Here is a 20716-nt window from a genome sequence, read left to right on the forward strand (position 1 = left end):
CCGCTGCTTGGAGCGGGGCCCTTGTCGAGTCCGGGTTGCCCTACACGTCGGCGAGCAGCGGATCGCAGGCGGTCGAGCGCCGGCGACCCGACGGTGAAGTCCACGGCGTACGCCAAGGACGGACCGGGCGAAGATGCCGGTGACACAGAGATGGGCCCCACCGCGAGCGGTGGGGCCCATCTGCATTCCATTCGTGGGCGCACATATGCAGTCCCCGGTAGTCCTTCTTGATTCCATGAGCTTTCAACCGTCGCTGAAAGTTCCGGGGTCAAGAGGATCCGCCGGGGGCCTGGCCAGAGCCAACGAGAGGGTCACGCGTATCGGTGAACGTCTTCGCCGACGGTGCGGCTCGCTCTGGTTTTCTGGTGTATTGAAGATTCTCCTCCCCATTTCGCCCACGTCAAGGGTTTTCGTACTTTTCCGGAAAAAACTTCTGGTGCCGATGCGCAGGGACCAGAACGCCGTGCTACGCGGCCCGCGCCACGGGAACATCGAGTTCGACGGATTCCGCGCCCTGGTGGTGGCTCACGTCAGGGACCGCCAACCATGATGGGTGGATGCCCGCGCATGAACCGGACCGGCACGACGCATGGCCCTCGCTGGAGCAGATCCTCGGGCTGATCGCCCCCGGAATACTCGATGTCGTCGTGGCACCGCGCGGTACCGGCGTGCCGGTGGCCGATGTGGTGCTGCACGATCCCGGTGAGGAACGGGACGACGATGCCCCGGCTGCGTCCGGGCTGATCCTGCTCGCCGTCGGTGTGGAGGTCGCCTCGCCCGAGGCGATCGACGTGCTGCGCGACGCCGACCGGGCCGGGGCCGCGGCCGTGGTCATGCGGCGGGGCCGTCGCGGGCCGCGGGCGGCACTGGTGGAGGCGGCCGGTCAGGGGCGTACGGCGTTGCTGACCCGGCAGCCGGGGCAGGGGTGGACGGAGGTGCTCGGTCGGTTGCGGACCGCTCTGGTGCACAGCTCCCCGTCCTGTTCCGCCATCGGATCGGCCGGCCCCGACGGGGTGGGCGGGTTGCGGCTGGGCGATCTGTCGGGGCTGGCCAATACGGTGGCCTACCTGGTCGGCGGTGCCATCACGATCGAGGATCCGCAGTCGCGAGTGCTGGCGTACTCGCGGATGGACCACGAACCCGATCCGATGCGCCGGCTGACGATCCTCGGGCAGGAGGTTCCTCGCTGGCGGGTCGACGAACTGCGCGAGAGTGGCTTCTTCCAAGCACTGTGGAGCACCGACGACGTGGTGCGCCGGGCCGCCGACGACCGGTCCGCCGAGCGGCTGGCCATCGCCGTGCGCCACGGGTCCGAGGTGCTCGGGTCCATCTGGGCCGCCGCCGACGGCCGGCCGCTCGCCGAGAGCGCGGCGGCGGCGCTGCGCACGGCGGCCCGGGCCGCCGTGCCGCATCTTTCCCACCATCGGACGTGGGGCCTGGCGGCGGCCAGGGCGCGGGAGGGTGCGGTGCACGCGGTCCTGGACGGGGCCGCGCACACGTCGCAGGCCGCGCACGATGCAGGGATCGCGGCGCACCGGCGGTACGCGGTGATGGTCGCTGAGGCGTACGACAGCCGGGCGGTCGGCTCCGCGGCCCCGGGCGCCGCCGAGCAGCGGGTTCTGGATGTGCTCGCCCTGCAGGCCGCCGCGTACCGGCCGGGGTGCGTGACCGCGCGGTCCGGGCGGCGGCTGTACGTCCTGGTCCCTGCGGGGGACGGTGAGGCCGAGCCGGCGCGCACCCTGCTGGCGACGGCTCGCTCGGTACCGCGCAGCGTGGTGTTCGCGGGCGTCGGGCCCGTGGCGGCGGGCCTGTCGGGGCTGCCCGCGTCGCGGGAGGCCGCGGAGCTGGTGGTGCGGGTGCTGCGGGACCGGGCGTCGGGGCTGCCGGTCGCGGAGGTGGTGTCGGCGGTGGCGGCGTTCGGCGAGGTGGTCGCCGACACGTCGGTGCTCCGGGTGCTCGACCTGGTCGAGCCGTTGTGGAATTCGCTGTCGGGGCCCGTGCACAAGATGGTGGAGCACGACCGCGCGCACGGTTCGCAGTACGGCGATTCGGTCGCCGCCTACCTCGACGCGTTCGGCGATACGGGCACGGCCGCGCAGCGCCTGAATGTGCACCCCAACACCTTGCGGTACCGGCTGAGCCGGGCCCGGAACCTGTTCGGCGTCGATCTGGCCGACCCGGCCGTGCGGCTACTGGCGGACATCGGGCTGCGGATCCCGGCGCGCGGAGCGCACGGGTCGAGCAGCCGTTGATCCCTGAGCTGTTCGGTGCGACAAAGAAACCGGGCAGGCATCGTCGTATCGGTCGAAGACACGCCTTGCTCTGCGCGTCGAAGCTGTCCGTACAGCCGACGTGACAGATGGAGGGTTGTTGTTGTGGTTCACATGACTTCCGGCTCGGCAGAAGGCTCGGCAGCCCAGCAGCGCGGTACCCGGCGTGCGGCGGCGCTGGCGGGTGCCGTCGAGGACGGGCTGCTCGGTCCGCACTCGCCCGTGGTCGGTCTCCTCGACGTGGACGGTGTGCTCGCCGCCGTCGACGCGCTGAACGAGGCGTTCCAAGGGCCCGCCCCGGTACGGCACACGTTCGCGGCCAAGGCGTGCGGCCTGGTGCCCGTGCTGCGGCTGCTCGCCGAGGCCGGGATGGGCTGCGAGGTGGCCTCGCCCGGTGAGCTGGAACAGGCGCTGGCGGCCGGGTTCACGTACGACCGGCTGGTCTTCGACAGCCCCGCGAAGACGGTCGAGGAGCTGGAGTTCGCCCTCACTCATGGCATCGCGATCAACCTGGACAACTTCCAGGAGATGGCCCGCGTCGACCGTCTGCTGGCCGGGCGAGCGGCCGCCGGGCCGATCGGGCTGCGGGTGAATCCCCAGGTGGGGGCTGGTGCCATCGATGCGATGAGCACCGCGACGGCGACCTCGAAGTTCGGCGTCGCGCTGCGCGATCCGGGGGCCGTCGACGCGGTGATCGACGCCTTCGCGCGTCGGCCGTGGCTCAGCCGCCTGCACGCACACGTCGGTTCCCAGGGCTGCCCACTGCCGCTCATCGCCCAGGGCATCCGCGTCGCGTACGAACTGGCCGAGCGCATCAACGCGCAGCTGGGCCGCGCACAGATCACCGGGCTCGACATCGGCGGCGGCCTGCCCGTCAACTTCGACAGCGAGGACGACCGTCCGACGTACGCCGATTACGTCGCAGAACTCCGTGACGCCGTGCCCGGCCTCTTCGAGGGGCGCTACACCCTGATCACGGAGTTCGGGCGCTCCCTGCTGGCCAAGAGCGGAACGGTCGCAACCCTCGTCGAGTACACCAAGTCGGCCGGGGGGCGGCAGATCGCGGTCACTCACGCGGGGGCCCAGGTGGCCACCCGCACGGTGTTCATGCCCGGTGCCTGGCCATTGCGCGTCGGGGCGTTCGACGCCGCCGGCCGCCCCAAGCAGGGCCCGAGGGAGATCGTCGACATCGCGGGTCCCTGCTGCTTCGCCGGGGACCTCACCGCGGCCGGGCGCGAGCTTCCGGTCATCGAGCCCGGCGACGTGGTGGCGCTGTACGACACCGGGGCGTACTACTTCTCGTCGCACTTCTCGTACAACTCGCTGCCGCGGCCCGCTGTTTACGGCTACCGGACCGGCACCGACGGGCGGGTGCGGTTCGCGCTGGTGCGAGAGCCGCAGAGTGTGCGTGAGGTCGTCGAGGAGAGCGGTCTCGCGCACGCGGACGCGCTGGTGGGCCTGGGCACGGACTGACGCCGGAACCGTGGCGCGGGGCCGGGTCCCGGTGCGGGGCCGGGTCCCGTGGCGCTGCCCGGCCCCGTGGTACCGCCCGGGTCAGCGGCACCGCCCGGGTCAGCGGACCCGCGCCACCCCGACGTACACCCCATTGGGCTCGTACTCCGGAGCCTCCGTGTCCTTGTACCACTCGGGGCCCGACACCAGTCCGGGGGCCACGAATTCGAGCCCCTCGAAGAACCGCTCGACCTGGGCGCGGTTACGGGGGAGCATCGTCATCCCGACGTCCCGGTACGTACCGCTGATCCGGTCCGTCAGCTCGGCCGGCAGGAAATCCGCGGTACCGTGCGAGAGCATCAGGTAGCTGCCGGACGGCAGGGCGTCGACCAGGGTCCGGGTGATGCCGTACGGGTCGTCCTCGTCCGCCATGAAGTGCATGAGCGCGATGAGTGACAGCGCGACGGGCCTGCTGAAGTCCAGGAACTCGCGGGCATGTCCGAGGATCGTCTCCGGGTTGTGTACATCCGCCTCGATGTACGAGGTGGCGCCCTCCGGTGTGCTGGTCAGCAGGGCCTCGGCGTGACGCAGGACGATCGGGTCGTTGTCGGTGTACACGACCCTGGCCGCCGGGTTGACCGCCTGGACGACTTGGTGCAGGTTCGGCTCGGTGGGGATGCCGGTGCCTATGTCGAGGAACTGGTCGACGCCCGTCCCGGCCACCCAGGCCGATGCGCGGTGCATGAACGCCCGGTTCAACCGGCAGGCCCGCCCGGCCACTTCGGGGAGCTTCTCGCCGACCTCCTGGTCGACGAGGTAGTTGTCCTTGCCGCCCAGGAGGTAGTCGTACACCCGTGCCGGATGCGGCCTGCTGGTGTCGATCCGGGACACGGACGTATCTGAACCTGCGGTCATGAAGGACTCCGATCACCGGGTAACGCCGCCGAGCGAGCCGTACGCCCGTACCCGCGAGGGCAGAGGCGTACGCATTCTAGGAGGACGGGAGGAGAACTTCACCGGATTCCGTGTTCAGGGGTCAGGGTTACGGGTTACGGGTCACGGGTTACGGACTCAGCGTTCCGGGCTCACGGCCTGCGGCCGAAGAACTCGACCTCGGCGACGGCGAGTTGGCGGCCACGGCCCGCTCCGTAGGTGTTTTCGGTGGTGAGCCGGGCCCGGACGATCTCCGAACCGCGCAGGTCGAAGGTCTGCTGGCCGGGCTGGTCCTTGACTCGCAGCTTCCTGCTGACCCGGGTTCCATCGGCGGAGGTGAGCTGGACGGTGATCCTGGCCGGGCGGGCCTGGGTGAGGAACTCGTCCATCTTGGTCGACGTACCGGAGAAGACCACCAGCTTCAGCACCCGTACCGGCTGCTCGAAGTCGCACTCCAGGTACTGGCCCACCCCCGTTTCGGGGGCCGCGTCCGACGGCGCCCAGTAACGGTTGTTGAAACCGTCGAACGCCGCGCCCGCAGGGTGGCCCGGAGCCGTGCTGGAGGCCCGGAACCGGGTCGGCGGCAGCGCCTCCGGCGTCCCGGTCTCGTCCTTGGCGAAGCCGAACCAGCCGGACAGATGCGGAAGAGCGAACCAGACGCCGCACGCCACCACGGTCAGCACGATCGGAAGCGTCAGGCCGGGGCGGCGCCACAGCCTGCGCCGCGGCCGGGTGCCGGCGACGGGCGCCTGGCGCGGTCGTCCGCGGAGGATCCGGCGCCACCACGGAGGCCGGGCCTCGGGCGGCGGGCCCGGGTCGAGGAGCAGCGCGCAGCGGATGCAAAGGGTGCGGTCCGGGGCGTTCTCCGTATGGCAGTTGGGGCAGCGGACGGGGGTGGCGGGAGGCGGTCCCTGGGGTGTGTGCGGGGGGCCCGGAGGTGCGTCGGGCAGCGCCTCGGGCCCGGGCACCGACTCGTCCGGCTCGTCTCCGGGACGACGCGGGGCGGCCGGAGCGACAGTGGGTTGGGGGTGGGGTTGGGGGTGGGGGTGCGGCTGCGGTTGCGGGGACGGCTGAGGCCGGGGCGCGGGAGACGGCGGTGGGGACGGCTCAGGCCGGGGCGGCGGCTGCGGTGCGGGAACAGGAGAAGCGGGAGTAGCAGGGGGAGCGGGAGAACCGCCACCAGCCCGCCGCGCCCCCTCCCACTCCAGGAACGCCCGGCACGACGTGCAGAACTGTGTCCCCGGCGCATTGCTCTGTCCGCACGCCTCACAGATCACGAGACCTCCAGGTCGAAGCCCACATGTGCCGGAATCTCCGTACGGATCAGCTCCTCCAGCCGCACCCGGTCGACCTGGTACGGCTGTGCCGCCCGCACCCGGACCGTCACCCACGGCCGCGGGCCGCCCGGGAACTGCGTGTGCGGCGTCGACGACCACGCCGTGCCGCCGCTCTCGACGATGTCCGGTTCGATCCCGGTCTCCAGGAACACCGCCTCCGCCAGCCCACGTCCGGTGCCGCGCCTGCTGTGCCGCTCGACCGCGCCCCGTACCGCCGCGCGCCGCTGCTCGACCGGGTGGTCCGCACGGGTGTCGACGGCCACCCACTGGGCCAGCCAGGCCAGGAAGTCCTCCGGCGCGCTGCGGGGGTCGAGGTGGGCGGGCAGATTGTCGATGGAGAGCAGGACCGGGGCGAGTACGTCGTCGAGCGCCGCGAGGAACCGTTGCAGGAAGTCCTGCTCCAGGTAGACCGCCGGGAGCTGTTCGACCAGCGGGTGGGGTGTCGGCAGGCCGGTCACGGCTGTACGCATGGTGGTCAGGCCTCCTGTACCCGGAGCTGGTGCTCGTAGCTGAAGACCAGTGCGTGCCGGTCCAGTGCGATCTTGGTGGTGGGTTCGCCGCGCTGCCCGGTCACCGGGTCCGCGGGGAAGAGCCGTACGTCCTCCACCAGGTCCACGCCCGGTACCTGTTGCAGTACGGCGAACGCCTCGCCCGACTGGATCGGCCGGCCGAACGGCCAGCCCTCGCCGCCCGGTCCGCCGCTCAGCGGATTGAAGTAGCCGTACAGGGCCGCAAGCGCCTCCTCGCGTACCCGCTCCAGCACGACGCCCCTGCGGGCCTGGATCGAGGCGACCACGGTGACCCCCTGGTAGTAGGGCGGTTCGACCACCAACCGGGCGCCGATGGGCCTTCGTTCGTCCAGATGCCCCGCGATCAGGGCGAGAGTGTGCTGCGGCGGGATGAGGTCGTTGAACCGGATCCGGCCCTGCTCGTCGCTGCCTCCGGCCGGTACGACGAGCAGCCGCACCCCGCCCGCCTCGACGTCCGAGTCCCCGCCGGCCGGGATGCACTGCACCCTGGACGCGTCGGGCGCGACCTCGCGGGCCAGCAGTTCGTAGTCGTGCGGTACGACGGCCCGGTGCAGGGTCCGCAGGGTCATCGGCCCGCGTACCCGTGCGCTGTCCACCGTCTCGCCGTCGACTCCGCCGAGGGCGGGCCGCCGGTTCTCCACCCGGGCCACGTACGGGACGGCGCTGCGCAGCACCCGGAGCGTGGAGCGGGCGACATTGCCGCGCAGGCCACCGCCCGTACGGTACGAACGCACCCGTACGGTGGCGCCCTTCGGCGGCACCGCGCCGTAGTAGCGGATGGAGCCGTCCCGTTCCCGTACCGCCGGACCGAATTCGACCCGCCCCGAGTTGGGGTCGAGCGTGATGTGCCGGTCGTCGGGTCCGGAGTGCGCGAAGTCGTCGACGCGGGTCCACTCCGTGCCCTGCGGGCCCCCCGCCGGGTCTGCGACCTCGACGACGAATTCCCCGGGGACGACCGGCGGGCGGCTCACCGTGAACGTCTGTCCGGGTACGCCTTCGGCCGGTCCGAGTACCTCGTCGGTGACGGTCTCGGCGTGCACCGCGCCGACGGTCGCACCGATCGTGAACGCCGTGATCCGGCGCACCACCGGGGGCGCCATGTAGGTGGGCTGCCCGGGGGCGGCCTCCACCAGGCGGCAGCGCAGCCAGCCGCCGGTCCGGCGCACGACAACGGCCGGAGTGTGTCCCTCCGGAAGGTGCAGGATCAGCTCCCCGGACCGGTTGAAGCCGCCGGTGTCGTCCTTCTCGACCTCGCAGACCGTCCAGGCGCTGCCGTCCCAGGCCTCCCAGAGCAGCGGCGGTCGCAGCGGGTCCACGCCGACGCCCTCGACCGCGCAGTCCAGCCGCAGCACGACGACGCCCGACGGAACGGCGGCCGACAGGCCCACATAGAGGGCGTCGCCGGGCGCGGGCGTGGTGTCGAAGCAGGGGACGGCCCGGCCGAGCGTGAGTTCCTCGGTACGGTCGACGGCGTCGCCGGACGTCGGCCAGGTGGCGAGATGGGCGAACTCGCACGGCACGATGGACAGTTCGCGGCCGGTCGTGAAGACGACCGCTTCCTCGGTCTCCGTACGGACGGTTGCCACCTCCGTACCGGCCCTCACCCGTACCGGTTCGGGCTGCGGCGCGGAGAGCCGGAACGTCACATCGGTGCGGGCGGCCGTGGGCGGGTGGAGCCGGACACCGATCAGGTCGAGGAAGGTCAGATAGCTCTTCTCCGGAACCCGGTTCACCCGGTAGACGAGCTGGTCGACCATGGTCGCGAAGGCTTCGATGAGGGTCACGCCGGGGTCCGACACATTGTGGTCGGTCCACTCGGGGCAGCGCTGCTGGACGAGGCGTTTCGCCTCGTCGACCAGGCCCTGGAAGCGGCGGTCGTCCAGATGCGGACTGGGCAGCGTCACGCGCCGTCCCCCTCCTCGTGCTGCGGGATCACATAGAACGGAAAGACCAGGTTCCGGGGGTCGTTGGCGCCCCGGACGGTGTAGCCGATGTCGATGTACAGGACCCCGTTGTCGACCTCGTCGAACCGGACGACGACCTCGGTGACCTCGATCCGGGGCTCCCACCGGTCCAGCGCCAGACGTACCTCGTACGCCAGCTGCCCGGCCGTGCCCGCGTCCGCCGGGGCGAACACGTAGTCGTTGATCGCGCAGCCGAACTCCGGGCGCATGGGACGCTCGCCCGGCGACGTCGCCAGGATCAGCCGGATGGACTCCTCCAGCTCGTGCTCGCCGCGCACCAGGGCGATGGAGCCGGTGGCGTCCGTACGCGGCGGGAAGGCCCAGCCCGCGCCGATGAACTGCTGCCCCATGGACGCTCAGCCTCCGATCAGCACCGTCGGGCAGCCGGACACGACGGGGGAGCCGCAGGCGGCCAGGTCCCCGACGCGTGCGGCGGGCTGCCCGCAGATCAGCACCGTGGCGCTGCCGGGCGGCGCGATCGCGGACGGCGGATGCACCGCGGGCGGCGGCGACGCGCACAGGTGCGGGGTGCCGACCGTGGCAGCGGGGAGGCCGCCGATGAGCACGGACGGGGCACCTGGCGGCCCGACCGTGCCGGGGTGTCCGGTGGGGTCGCCGACCCGTGCGGCTGCCGCCGCGGCTGCTGACATGGAAGTCCGCTCCTCTCGCTCAGCCCGCTCGGCGCGTCCGCGCCGTCAATTGATCCTCACCAGGGGCGCGTTGATGGCCAGGGAGCTGCCACCCTTGATGTCCGTCCGCTGTGTTCCGTTGACCGCGACCTGGGCGCCCCGGACGTCCACCGTGCCGCCGGTGGAGAGCTTGACCTCGCCGTTTCCGCCGTCGACCCGCACTCCGCCGCGGGACGTCAATGTGACGCTTTCACCGCTCAGTTCGAGCGCTCCCTGCCCGCCGTCCAGCGCGACCCCGTGCGCCGCTTTGATGGACACCTGCTGCTTGGCCTCGATGTTCACGCTGCCGTCGCTGTTGATCACGATCACGGTGCCCCTGCTGTCGAGATCGATCTTCAGTTTTCCGTCGCCGGTGAGCAGGCGTACGCCCTGCGGTCCGCCTGCGCCGTCCAGGAGTTCCAGCTGGTTTCCGCCCCTGGAGGCGACCGAACGCCGGTTGACGGCCCCGGTGGTCGGGTCGACCAGCCCGCCTCCCGGGGCGGATGCGGAGGTGGAAGGGGCCGGAACGCCGGTCACGGCACCGGCCTCCGCACCGGCTGCTCCTCCTGCCCCGGCACCGCCACCGCCACTTCCGCCGTTGCCACTGCCGCCGTTGCCATTGCCACCGTTGCCACTTCCGCCGCCGCTGCCCTGCGACGGCCGGTCCTTCCCGTTGTACAGACCGGCGAGGACGTACGGACGGTCCAGATGCCCGTGCTCGAATCCCACCAGGACCTCGTCCCCGACCTCGGGGATGAACGCCTCGCCGCCGCTCGTCCCGCCCGACTGCGCCGTGCGCGCCCAGTCGCTCGCGTACTCGTCCGACAGCCATGGGAACCGCACCTTGACCCGCCCCGAGCCCTCCGGATCGTGGGTGTCCGTCACCGTCCCGCTGACCAGCCCCACGCAGCGCGACCCGCCACTGGGCCCTGCTCCGGACCCGCCCGCCCCCGGCCCTCCGCCGGTCAGCCCGAACAGCGAACGCTCCTGCTGCCCGGAGACCGTGAGCCAGGTCTCGTACCCGCGCACCGGGTCGAAGACATGACGCGACGACGTGACCGTGTACCGCCCTTCGAAGGGCGCCCCCACCGCGTTGAGCGCCACCGCGCTGCCCGCCCGCACCTCCGGGTTCCCCCGGATCACCGCCTCCAGCTCGGCGAACGATCCGGCGATCCGCTCCGCCAGGGCCTTCGCCGCCTGGTCCACCTGCGCCTGCGCCCCGTACGCCGTGTCCGTGACCACGAAACGCGCCTCGCCGAAGGGCGCGGACACCTCGGCCGCGCTCACCCCCAGCTCCAGCGTGGCCGACTTCCCCGCGGGCGCCCGCCCGACGAGCGGCTGCTTGGTCGTGACATCCCAGCCACGGACCTCGACCTCGGAGACCTGTTCCGCACAGGACACTCCGGCCCGGCAGCGCAGCAGATTGCTGCCCATCTCCAGGACCAGCGGGTTCCGGTCGGCCCGAGCCGATCCGTCGGGAGCGCCGCTCGCCTCCGCGGGTCTGGTGATGTGCAGCTGTCCGTCGAGTACGTACGCCTGCGCACCCGCCTCCTCCGCGAGATCGCGCACGAACTCCCAGTCCGTGACGTTGGGCTGGGCGATGTGTTCGAGTACGGGGCCGGCCACGTCCACCGTCCCCGGCTTCAGCCCGGCGCGCTGCGCCACCCGGGCGCAGATGTCGGCGAGCGTCATGTTCTGGTAGCTGGCCACCCGACGGCCCCGGAACAGCCGGTGCGACTCGTCGAGCCCGCGTACGACGGTGAAGGTGCCGGTCTCGTCGAGCTCCACCTCCAGGGCGGTGACCACCCCTTTCAGCAGCGGCTTCGGCGCCGTGTCACCGCCCGCGCGGGCCAGCAGCCGGGCCTCGCTGCCGATCTTCAGCCCGGTCTGCTCCAGCAGCACCCGGTCCGGGTCGCGGAAGCGCAGGAGAAACAGGTCGGGGAGCGTCCGGCTGTCGTCGACGTACCCCTCGACCAGTGTGTTCACGAACTTGGGCGGCAGCGGCCGGCCGCCGAACTCCACCACCAGCGCCGTCGCGACGCCCGGCTGGGCCATCAGGACCGTCCCCCGTCCCGTTCCTCGTCGAGCCGGTTCAGCTCGTCGAGCGCGGGGAGCAGCAGCTGCTGTCCGGGGGCCAGGCGCATCGGGTCATCGATCCCGTTCGCCTCCGCGATCACCCGCCAGGCCGCCGGATCGCCGTACTCCCGCTGGGCGAGCGACGGCAGCGAATCCCCGGCGTCCAGCCGGTGAACCCGGCGGGCCGCGAGGGCGCCCGACGTCGGGTTCTGCCCCGGTGTGTCGCCGCTGATCTCCTCCATCGTCACCTGGCAAACGGCCCGGATCGGCACACCCGACGTGGTGAACAGGGTGTATTTCGCCTGTACTTGGCTTACGTAGCCGGGGAACCCGGTCAGCCCGCCCCAGTGGAAGACCACCCACGGCGGAGACGAACGCTGCTGCTGACGGGTCTCGCTCGTCGGCACACAGCACGCGAAGAGCTGCTCCACCGAGGTCACCACGCGGGTGTCCTGGGTGTCACTGGCGTCGAAGAACATCTCCACAGTGAGCTTGCTGGGCTGCGAGCCCTGATATTCCGGCGGGCCTGAACTCTTGGCGCCCTTGGCCGGACTCCGCTTCCAGGAGGCGGCCTTGGTGAGGCTCAGCTCCTTGGGGTTGAACTGGAAGTCGATCCGTCCGCACGGACCGCCGGGCGTGAGACCACCGCCGGTCGGCGGCGTCCGCAGTTCCAGATAGGCATGCTCCAGCTTGGGCCGGGCCGAAGCCCCCCGGCCCGCCTTCGCGGCCGCCGACGCCCCGGACGTACCGGCGGCGCTGAAGGCGATGGGACCTGCGCCACTCACTTCGGTCAGCCCTCCATCACATAGCCGTGATGGGCGATCTCGATCGTCTCCATCGCGACCTTGGGCGATTCGGGGGTGAATGAGGGGCCGGTCCAGCGGACGGGCACGACCTCCAGCAGCCCCCACTGGGCCACCTTCTGCCCGTCCCCGGTCCGCGCCTCGATGTGTGCCGTCTTGCGGCTGAACCCGGTCGTCATGGTGGCGAACCAGCGGGCCACCTTCTCGGTCTCCTTGGTCAGCGGCCTGGACAGCTTCACGTTCGAGTACTTCAGGCGGGTCGGCAGCTGCCACAGATGTCCGTTGTTGCCGCCCTCCTCCCGTGTTTCGAGCACCACTTCACAACCCAGCCCGTCACATGTGTTGAACGACCCGAGCTCGATGTCGTCGATCGTGACGACGAAGCAGACGCTGACTGCGGGATCGTTGTCCTGGGCGGTGGCCATGGCAGGTACCTCTCAATTCCCTGTGGTGTCGCTGCTGTTCATCGCTGTTCCTCAGTGCCGGGTGTTGATGAGAAACCCCGCTCGTTCGCGCTCCAGCCGCAGATCCGCCTTGAAGAGCCTGCTGAGCGGCGGGTACAGGGCGCGGACCAGCTCGTCGGTGACGACGGGCGCACCTCCTGGCGCGGCGCCGTGTCCGGGAGCGCCGGGCGCGCCGCGACCCTCGGCCGCAGGTCGGGGTTCCGGTTGCGGCTCCGGGTCGGGTTCGGGCGCGGCCTCCTGGGGCGGATCCGGTGGCGGTGGCTCCTCGGTCTCGGTCTCGCGCTGGACGACGGGCGGCGCGTACGACGGTGGCGGCGCCCCGAAGACGACGCTGCCGTCGGCCATCCGTTGCGCCACTCCGGAGGCCACGGCGACCGAACCGGCCGAGGTGAAGGAGGGGGCAGCGGGTCCGGACGGCGCTGACGGTACGGACGGTGAGGCCGATGTGGACATTGAGGGCGGTGCGGACGGTGAGGCCGGTGCGGTGCTGCTACCGGAACCCGGAAATGATCGAGGCACCGGCGGCCCCCCGACTGCCTGACGCTGCAAGGCGGGGAGCGACGGGGAAGGCGTACCCGCCGCTTGCCCCGGCGACGTGGCGACACGCTGCAGAACAGCCGGTACGGATACGGATGGGGTCACCGCCGCCGACGGCGCCCCCGACCCGGCAGACGTCCACCGCACGGGAACGGCATCGGGCAGGGACGGCGGCACGGGTCCGGGCACAGACCCCGTACCGGCGGACGCAGCCGCTGCCGCACCGTCCACGGCGGAACGCTGTACGGCGCCCGCCGCACCGCTCTGCCCTGACTGGAGCGTCAAGGGCCGGCCGGCGAGCAACGGCGCGACCGGCTCGCTGGCCGGGGGCGGCGCCAGGGGCGCCTGCGCGGGCACGGTGGGGGTCCGCTGCACCGCCTGCGTGGGAGCCGCCGATGTGGGAGCCGCCGATGTGGACTCCGACGCGGCGGGGACCAGGGGAGAGTCGCCGAGCAGCGGCGCGGTGGGCCCGTCGGAGTCCGGGGCCGGCTCCGGAGCCGCGGGCACCCGAGCGGCCTCGGGGGACTCACCGGTCCCGCCGTCCGCCACACTCCGGGCAACCGGCATCACCCCGGACTCCGCCGCATCCTGACCATCCGGACCATCGGCGGCAGGCAGTCGCTGCGCCGTCGGCGGCAGTGCGGGCATGGGCGCACCGAGACCGGGCACACGACGGGTCCGGTCCGCTGCCGGAGGCAGCACCGAACGCTGTACAGGCGGGGACGGGGTCGGGGGTGGGGGTCCGGGCGCGGCCGATTCGGATGTCGGCTCCGGTGCCGAGGCCGGCGCAAAGGGCTGCTCGCCCACCAGTCGGCGTACCGGCAACTCCGCCACGGCCGGCTCCCCGGCCGACGTCATCGCGGGCGCATCACCCGAAACAACGCGCTGCATGGGCACGGCCAGAGGGACGGACAGAGGCACGGGTAGAGGGACGGACAGGGAGACCGGCAGGGGGACGGACCTGGCCCCGACCGGCCGCTCCACCGAACGTTTCACGGTCCGCTGCACCGGCGACGGACGGTCCACGGTGACCGGTACGGCCGGGGCGGTGATCCCGTGCACCAGCCCGGTGGGCGCGTCCGGGCTGACCAGATGCCCGAGGGGCGTCCCGAGCGAGGCATCCTGCCGGGTGGAGAGCGATCCCTCGAACCCGGAAGGGTCGATGACCAGATCCGGGGTACCCACGCTCCGCTGAATGGGCGGCAGTTCGGCCACATCGACCCGCTCGCGCGGCTCAGCCGCCGGAGCAGCACTCCCGCTGCCGGACTCCGCACCCGCAGCCTTCCCCGTACCCGTACCCGTGCGCCCGCCAACGCGCAGCCAGGACATCAGGCCCATGAATTCTCCCGCCCTCCCTGCGCTGTGCGCTACTGCCCGTTGAGGCGAGCGATCTGTGCGACGAACCTCAGTCGTTCCGGGTGCTCCAGGTCCAGCAGCTCATCGAGCGGCCAGTGGAAGTGGTAGGCGAGGTACGCGACCTCCTCGTAGAGCAGGTCGGCCGCGTACGTCACGATTCCCCCAGGCGGCCACCGGCGAGATTCACCGCGAACTCCTCCTGGCAGGACGGACAGGTGACGGCGGCGCGCGTGTGTCCCTCGGCGTTGATCCGCCGATAGAAGTCCTGGAGAAAGGCCAGGTCGGAGGCGAAGAGGTCCTCGACGATGCCGGGGTGGATGTCGTCGATCGTGCCGATCCGGGTGACGACCCTGGCGATGAGCACGACCGAGAGGTACGCGGAGTTCTCCCGCACCCGGTCGTCCCGCAGCGGGACGAGTTCGTCGCGTGCGGTCGCGAGGCGCATGACGCCCGTGCGGTGCACGACGCCCGCCTCGTCCACGTACCCGCGCGGCAGCTCGAAGGTGAACTCGGTCCGGAGCGTGTCGCGTTGGCCCGACCGTCCGCTGCCGTCGGCCGCAAGGTGCGCGTCCGGCCGTTCAAGGGCCTCCGCCGGAGCCGTACGTCGCATCAGTCGAGTTCCATGCTCTCGTAGGTGATCGCAAGCTTCTCCGTCAGGACCGAGGTGTCACCGGCCTTGAGGGTGCCGATCTCCAAGGACTTCGGCCAGGCGTTGATGAGCTTGTAGCGCTTGATGGCAATGCCCTCGTGGTCGTACACGATCACCGCACCGTTGCGGCGGGCCGCGGTCATCCGGCCGAACCGGGAGTCCTTGATCCACCGTTCGAAGCTGTTGTCCTCGGTGAGACCGCGGGTCACGGTCACCTCACCGGCCTTCGGCCTGCCGGGGAGCTTCTTGATGGCGTAGCGGCCGTCGGCGGTGTTCTGCTTCAGCTCGATGACGTCCTGCTCCATCTTCAGACCGCTGACCTCGGTGATCTGCTTGATGACGACGCTGTCGAATTCGAGGCCGAAGGAGGCCCCGACGGTGCTGTCGAGATCGGGAAGTGGCACAACAGGCTCCTTTACCGCTTTTACCGCTTGGTGGACCTCAGGACGCCGCGCTGCTACGGCCCGGCGGCGCTACTCGTCGACGCCTCCGGTGCCCCCGGTCAGCTGGGAGAGGCGGAAGACGACGAACTCGGCCGGCCTGACCGGTGCCACCCCGATCTCGCAGATGACCTGACCCGCATCGATGCTTTCCGGCGGGTTGGTCTCGCGGTCGCACTTGACGTAGAACGCCTCTTCCGGGGTGAGCCCGAACAGCGCCCCCTTGCGCCACTCGTTGACCAGGAACGCCGAGACCGTGCGCCGGATACGGGCCCACAGGGCGTCGTCGTTCGGCTCGAAGACGACCCACTGCGTACCGGCGAGGATCGACTCCTCCAGGTAGTTGAAGAGGCGCCGGACGTTCAGATAGCGCCAGGCCGGGTCCGAGGCCAGTGTGCGCGCCCCCCAGACCCGGATGCCGCGTCCGGGGAAGGACCGGATGCAGTTCAGCCCGATCGGGTTGAGCAGATCGTGTTCGCCCTTGGTCAGCTGGGTCTGGAGGGCGACCGCCCCGCGGACGACCTCGTTGGCCGGGGCCTTGTGCACACCGCGCGACTCGTCGTTGCGCGCCCAGATCCCGGCGATGTGGCCGCTCGGCGGAACGAGCCGGGCACGCCCGGACGAGGGATCGGCGACCCGGATCCAGGGGTAGTAGAGCGTGGCGTACTTGGAGTCGAAGTTGGCGCGGCCGGTGCGCCAGGCACGGATCTGCTGCGGGCTCAGTCCGGGCGGCGGGTCGAGAACGGCGACGCGGTCACCCATCAACTCGCAGTGGGTGACGATCCCTTGCTGCACAGCGATGACCGATTCCAGGTCCAGAAGCCCGCGTTCGTACGCACTCATCAGGTCCGGTACGGCGACGGTCGTGACCTCTTCGACCGCTTCGAGCCCGCCGAGACCGGTCCGGCGGTCGGGATCGCCGACGTACAGCTCGGGGGTCAGCGCCCCGGCTGCGGGTGAGGCGGGCGCGGCAGGGGCCAGGGTCACGCTCTGCGGCTCGGGTTTGGCCGGGGCGGCGCCGCGGGCCGTCTCGCGTATCTCGATGAGCTCCGACTTCGCATTGACCCGGGTGGCGACGTTCTCCTTGCTGCGCTTGGTCGTGACGCTCGGGTACGTCTCGGCGACCTGCCCGTCCCGCTTCACGATCAGCTGGAAGACGTCGGAGGGCGGATCGTCCCCCTCCACCTCGGTCACGTCGACGGTGATCTCTCCGGCCACGCCGGGGCGGGGCTTCACCGCGTACGGCCCGAGCTGAGTCTCCGACCCTGCGGGCAACTGTCCGGCGGCCTCATTGCTTTCGTCCTCGGCCGGCGGCTCGGTGCCGTCACCGATGCGCACCACGTAACAGACGCCACCACCATTGGCGAAGAACCCGTACACGGCCGACGCCAGATACGTACCGTCGACGAAGTCACCGAACGTGCCGGCGAACTGGCTCCAGTTGGTGATCAGCGTCGGCTCGTCGAACGGGCCCTTCTGGGCGAAGCCGACGAAGGCGGCGACCGAGGTGCCCACCCCTTCGATCGGCCGGGACCCGGACTCGATCTCTTCGACGTAGACGCCCGGGGACAGGTACGACGGCATATGAGTCTCTCCTTGGCCGGGAACGCCCGCAATTCTCGTGACACCCGCGATCACCGGGAACGGACACTCGGCCGCCCACCCGTGCACCGGCCGCTGCCCGATCAGGCAATGCCCATGTGCTGTACGTACCGCCGGGAGCTGCCCCGACCGCGGTGCGCATGCCCTGCGTACTGCGCAGGCACTGCGCACACCCTGGGACGGCGACAGGGCACATGTGCGGCCGGGAGGGCGGATGAAGGCGGTTCCGGAGAAGGACCCCTCTACTGCTCGTTCCTCTCCCGCTCATCCGGACGTCTCCCGTACGACGACGGCACCGGAACGCCCGCCCGGCGACCGCCCCGCCCCCGACCCCCGCAGCCTGCAACGTCTTCAGCGCGCAGCGGGCAACGCGGCCGTCTCCCGCCTGGTCGCCCAGCGCTACACGGCCCCGGTGAAACCCTCCCCCGCCCAGGCCCCCGGCTTCCGCAAGGTCAAGGCGGACGTGGCGGCGAAGAAACTCCGCCTGGCCCACCACGCCCCCGCCACCACCGAGTCCAAATCAGCACAGGACGCGGCGGTCGCGCCCCCCGACGACAAGGAGGCCCAGGGCAAGGCGGCCAACGCCGAGAAGATGAACGCCGCGAAGCCCGGCGAGTTCAACAAGCAGGCGTTCATCGACGCGGTGAACAAGGCCATCGACGCCCAGGCCCCGAAGAACCTCGACCAGGCCGACAAGTTCTCCAAGTCCGGCAAGGCCGACCAGATCAAGGGCGAGGTCGACGGAAAGGTCAAGGACGGCAAGGAGTCCTCGGCCAAGGACATCGACACGGCCACCAAGGCCCCACCGGACACCTCGGCGGCCAAGGACAAACCCGTCACCCCGATGACCCCCGACCAGCCGCCCGCCAACCCCGGCGCCCCATCCGCAGCAGACGCCGTCCCCGCTCAACAACCTCCCGCCGTAACGGACTTCTCCAAGGGCCCCGCCGCCAACGACAAGGCAATGGCGGACGCGGAGGTCACCGAGGAGCAGCTCGCCAAGGGCAACGAGCCCGAGTTCGACCAGGCCCTGACCGCGAAGAAGACCGCCGAGACGGACTCCGCGAAGGCCCCCGCCAAGGGCAAAGCAGCCGAAGCCCAACAACTCTCGACCGCCAAGGCCGGAGCCGCAGCCTCCGGCGCCCAGGCCATGAACGCCCTGACCGCGACCCGCACTTCGGCGGGCAAACAGGTCGACGGCGGCAAGGGCGAGACAAAGTCGAAGGACGAGAAGAAACGCGCCGAGGTAACGGCCAAGCTCCAGACGGTCTACGACAGCACGAAGAGGGACGTCGAAGGAACCCTCTCCGACCTGGACAAAAAGGTCGACACCGCGTTCACCCAAGGAGAGAAAGCGGCCCGGGACGCGTTCACCGCCGACCACAAGCGCCGCATGAAGAAGTACAAGGACAAACGCTACTCAGGGATGTTCGGCCCGGCGAAGTGGGCCAAGGACAAGCTGATGGGCATGCCGGAGGAGGCCAACGACCTCTTCCAGGAAGCCCGCAAGCTCTACGTCGCGAAGATGCAGACCGTCATCTCCTCCGTCGCCGACATCATCGGCGCCGAACTCGGCAAGGCAAAGGCCCGCATCGCCAAGGGCCGGGCAGAACTGAAGGCCGAGGTCGACAAACTCCCCGCAGACCTCCGCCAGTTCGGCCAGGAAGCCGCCAACGACTTCGCAGGCAAATTCGACGACCTCGAAGCCACAGTCAACGAGAAGTCCGAACAACTCGTCCAGGACCTCGCCAACAAATACACCGCCGCCCTGAACAAGGTCGACGAGGAGATCAAGAAGCTCCAGGAAGCCAACCAGGGCCTCGTTCAGAAGGCGAAGGACCTGATCGTCGGCACCGTCAAAACGATCAACGAGCTGAAGAACCTCCTCCTCGGCATCCTCGCCAAGGCCGCCTCCGCCATCATGAAGATCATCAAGGACCCCATCGGGTTCCTCGGCAACCTCGTACGCGCGGTCGGTGCCGGCCTCAACCTTTTCATCACCAACGTCGCCGAACACCTCAAGACAGGCGTCGTCTCCTGGCTCCTGGGCACCGCGGTCAAGGCGGGCCTCGAACTCCCCCAGAAGTTCGACCTCAAGGGCATCATCCAGCTCATCGCCTCCCTTCTCGGCCTGACCTGGGACAACATCCGCGCCCGCATCACCCGCAAGGGCATCCCCGACCAGGCCCTGACCGCCGTCGAAGCCTCCGTCCCCGTCGCGAAGAAACTCGCCACCGAGGGCCCCGCGGGCGCCGTCAAGGAAATCGAGGCCGAGGCCGGCGACCTCAAGGCCACCATCCTCGAAAAACTCACCAGCTACCTGATCCCCACCGTCATCATCGCCGGGATCACCTGGATCATCTCCCTCCTCAACCCCGCCTCCGCCTTCGTCCGCGCGGTCAAGGGAATCATCGACATCGTCACGTTCATCGTGAACCAGGGCGCCCAGATAGTGGAGTTCGTCAACGCGGTCCTGGACGCGGTCGTCGCCATAGCCAACGGCGGATCGGCGGGCGTCCCGAAGATGGTCGAGGCCGCCCTGGCGGCCAGCGTCCCGCTCCTCATCGGCTTCCTCGCCTCCCTCCTGGGCATCGGCGGCCTGGCCAACAAGGTGAAGTCCGTCTTCCACGCGGTCGCCAGGCCCGTGAACAGGGCCATCGACAAGATCGTGGGCTTCATCGCCAAGGCCGCAAGGAAAATCTGGAGCAAATTCAAGAATAAAAACAAGAAGAAGGAAGATAAGCAACAAAACAAGAAGCTCGACGATAAACCCTCACCCAAGATCCTCGTTCCGTTCAACATGGTGGGCGAGGCCCACACGCTGACCTTTTCCCCCAAAGGGCGCGACGTCGACGTCCTCATGGCGTCAGCGAACGAGGATTTATTCATTGACAAGTTCAGTAGAGTCCATGTCGCTATCGATAATTTTAAGCACTATATGGAGACCATCGAGGACAAAGCAGTGAAGGAACGATTCCAAAAACACATCCTTCCCAGGATCGAATCCATCAACGAAACCCATGTCACCACTTTCAAGGCCATATACAGGAGGCGTTGGGCCGGCAAGCACGAACGCAGTAACGAGGCTGAAAGACATCTGATTTCCCAAGTGATCGACGAAGCCCAGCGCGAACTACAGAGCCTGAAGAAGTGGGCAGCCAAGACCGGCATCCCAGATCTCGCTCCTGATGCCATCGACAAGACAATCGACGAAAAAGGAGGCCAGATATGGCGCGAGGAGTACGAGAGGAAGAAGAGAAGAATCGACGCCATTATCGAAAAATTCGATTACAACGGCAACCCGATCCAATACCGCGGAAGCATGTCCACTGGATGGCGCGGGGAGCAGAAGGGCAAGACACACTTCAACCCACAAGAGTTCGACATCGACATGTTCGTGGTGGATCCGGAGGAATTCCAACGCGTTGTGGAAAAGAAGGGCAGACGCCGCAAGTGGGACAAGGCCATCTTCCCCGACATGCAATACACCCCCAAGTTAGTACATCTAGGCCAGATGATCGGCGCCGCATTGGCAGCAGAATTCCCTGACGTCAAGGGCATCGGGGAGTCGACAATCGTCCTCCGAGAGAAACAACCCGGCGGATAGAGCACAAGATCATTCGATCAGAACTACC

The 20716-nt window shown here is 69.8% G+C and carries 17 protein-coding genes; 3 read left to right on the top strand and 14 right to left on the bottom strand.

Going from position 1 to position 20716, the window contains the following annotated elements:
* Positions 1-557 precede the first annotated feature (557 nt).
* Entirely contained in the window at positions 558-2252 is a 1695-nt protein-coding gene (locus tag ACH4EW_RS05180; protein ID WP_398251616.1) for a PucR family transcriptional regulator, read from the top strand.
* A 132-nt stretch (positions 2253-2384) separates the two neighbouring features.
* Complete coding sequence (locus tag ACH4EW_RS05185; RefSeq protein WP_398253263.1) at positions 2385-3743, top strand: diaminopimelate decarboxylase; 1359 nt, start codon at positions 2385-2387, stop codon at positions 3741-3743.
* Between the two features lie 99 nt (positions 3744-3842).
* On the opposite strand, the gene ACH4EW_RS05190 is transcribed toward ACH4EW_RS05185, so the two are convergent.
* From ACH4EW_RS05190 to ACH4EW_RS05255, 14 genes are all read right to left on the bottom strand, one after another.
* Complete coding sequence (locus ACH4EW_RS05190) at positions 3843-4637, bottom strand: SAM-dependent methyltransferase (RefSeq protein WP_398251619.1); 795 nt, start codon at positions 4635-4637, stop codon at positions 3843-3845.
* Between the two features lie 170 nt (positions 4638-4807).
* Positions 4808-5623, bottom strand: a complete 816-nt coding sequence (locus ACH4EW_RS05195) for a discoidin domain-containing protein (protein WP_398251622.1) — start codon at positions 5621-5623, stop codon at positions 4808-4810.
* A 305-nt stretch (positions 5624-5928) separates the two neighbouring features.
* The gene (locus ACH4EW_RS05200) at positions 5929-6462 is read right to left on the bottom strand and encodes a phage tail protein (RefSeq protein ID WP_398251625.1); all 534 of its coding nucleotides are present in this window, start codon (positions 6460-6462) and stop codon (positions 5929-5931) included.
* A gap of 5 nt (positions 6463-6467) precedes the next feature.
* Positions 6468-8426 (bottom strand): putative baseplate assembly protein, encoded by a 1959-nt coding sequence (locus ACH4EW_RS05205; protein ID WP_398251627.1) that lies wholly within the window; start codon positions 8424-8426, stop codon positions 6468-6470.
* Positions 8423-8836: a GPW/gp25 family protein gene (locus ACH4EW_RS05210; protein ID WP_266747450.1), complete on the bottom strand. Its 414-nt coding sequence runs from the start codon at positions 8834-8836 to the stop codon at positions 8423-8425. Before ACH4EW_RS05210 ends, ACH4EW_RS05205 begins: the two co-directional genes overlap by 4 nt.
* A 6-nt stretch (positions 8837-8842) precedes the next feature.
* Entirely contained in the window at positions 8843-9136 is a 294-nt protein-coding gene (locus ACH4EW_RS05215) for a PAAR domain-containing protein (RefSeq protein WP_398251630.1), read from the bottom strand.
* 45 nt (positions 9137-9181) lie between these two features.
* Positions 9182-11209 (bottom strand): VgrG-related protein, encoded by a 2028-nt coding sequence (locus ACH4EW_RS05220; RefSeq protein ID WP_398251633.1) that lies wholly within the window; start codon positions 11207-11209, stop codon positions 9182-9184.
* The gene (locus ACH4EW_RS05225) at positions 11209-12015 is read right to left on the bottom strand and encodes a LysM peptidoglycan-binding domain-containing protein (protein ID WP_398251636.1); all 807 of its coding nucleotides are present in this window, start codon (positions 12013-12015) and stop codon (positions 11209-11211) included. The genes ACH4EW_RS05220 and ACH4EW_RS05225 overlap by 1 nt, the downstream gene beginning before the upstream one ends.
* Before the next feature lie 5 nt (positions 12016-12020).
* Positions 12021-12458: a phage tail protein gene (locus ACH4EW_RS05230; RefSeq protein ID WP_093549687.1), complete on the bottom strand. Its 438-nt coding sequence runs from the start codon at positions 12456-12458 to the stop codon at positions 12021-12023.
* Positions 12459-12509: 51 nt separating this feature from the next.
* Entirely contained in the window at positions 12510-14372 is a 1863-nt protein-coding gene (locus ACH4EW_RS05235) for a hypothetical protein (protein WP_398251639.1), read from the bottom strand.
* A gap of 29 nt (positions 14373-14401) precedes the next feature.
* The gene (locus ACH4EW_RS05240) at positions 14402-14545 is read right to left on the bottom strand and encodes a DUF6760 family protein (RefSeq protein ID WP_093896703.1); all 144 of its coding nucleotides are present in this window, start codon (positions 14543-14545) and stop codon (positions 14402-14404) included.
* On the bottom strand, positions 14542-15000 hold the full coding sequence (locus ACH4EW_RS05245; protein ID WP_398251642.1) for a hypothetical protein: 459 nt from the start codon (positions 14998-15000) through the stop codon (positions 14542-14544). The genes ACH4EW_RS05240 and ACH4EW_RS05245 overlap by 4 nt, the downstream gene beginning before the upstream one ends.
* Positions 15000-15443 (bottom strand): phage tail protein, encoded by a 444-nt coding sequence (locus tag ACH4EW_RS05250; RefSeq protein ID WP_072488539.1) that lies wholly within the window; start codon positions 15441-15443, stop codon positions 15000-15002. The genes ACH4EW_RS05245 and ACH4EW_RS05250 overlap by 1 nt, the downstream gene beginning before the upstream one ends.
* A 69-nt stretch (positions 15444-15512) precedes the next feature.
* Positions 15513-17063 carry a phage tail sheath family protein gene (locus ACH4EW_RS05255; protein WP_398251645.1) on the bottom strand — a complete coding sequence of 517 codons (1551 nt, stop codon included), beginning with the start codon at positions 17061-17063 and terminating at the stop codon, positions 15513-15515.
* 232 nt (positions 17064-17295) lie between these two features.
* Between ACH4EW_RS05255 and ACH4EW_RS05260 the strand changes: the two genes are divergently transcribed.
* Positions 17296-20688: a hypothetical protein gene (locus ACH4EW_RS05260; protein ID WP_398251648.1), complete on the top strand. Its 3393-nt coding sequence runs from the start codon at positions 17296-17298 to the stop codon at positions 20686-20688.
* Positions 20689-20716 lie beyond the last annotated feature (28 nt).

It is taken from the genome of Streptomyces sp. NPDC018000, from assembly GCF_044328025.1.
In the GTDB taxonomy this organism is placed as follows: Bacteria; Actinomycetota; Actinomycetes; order Streptomycetales; family Streptomycetaceae; genus Streptomyces.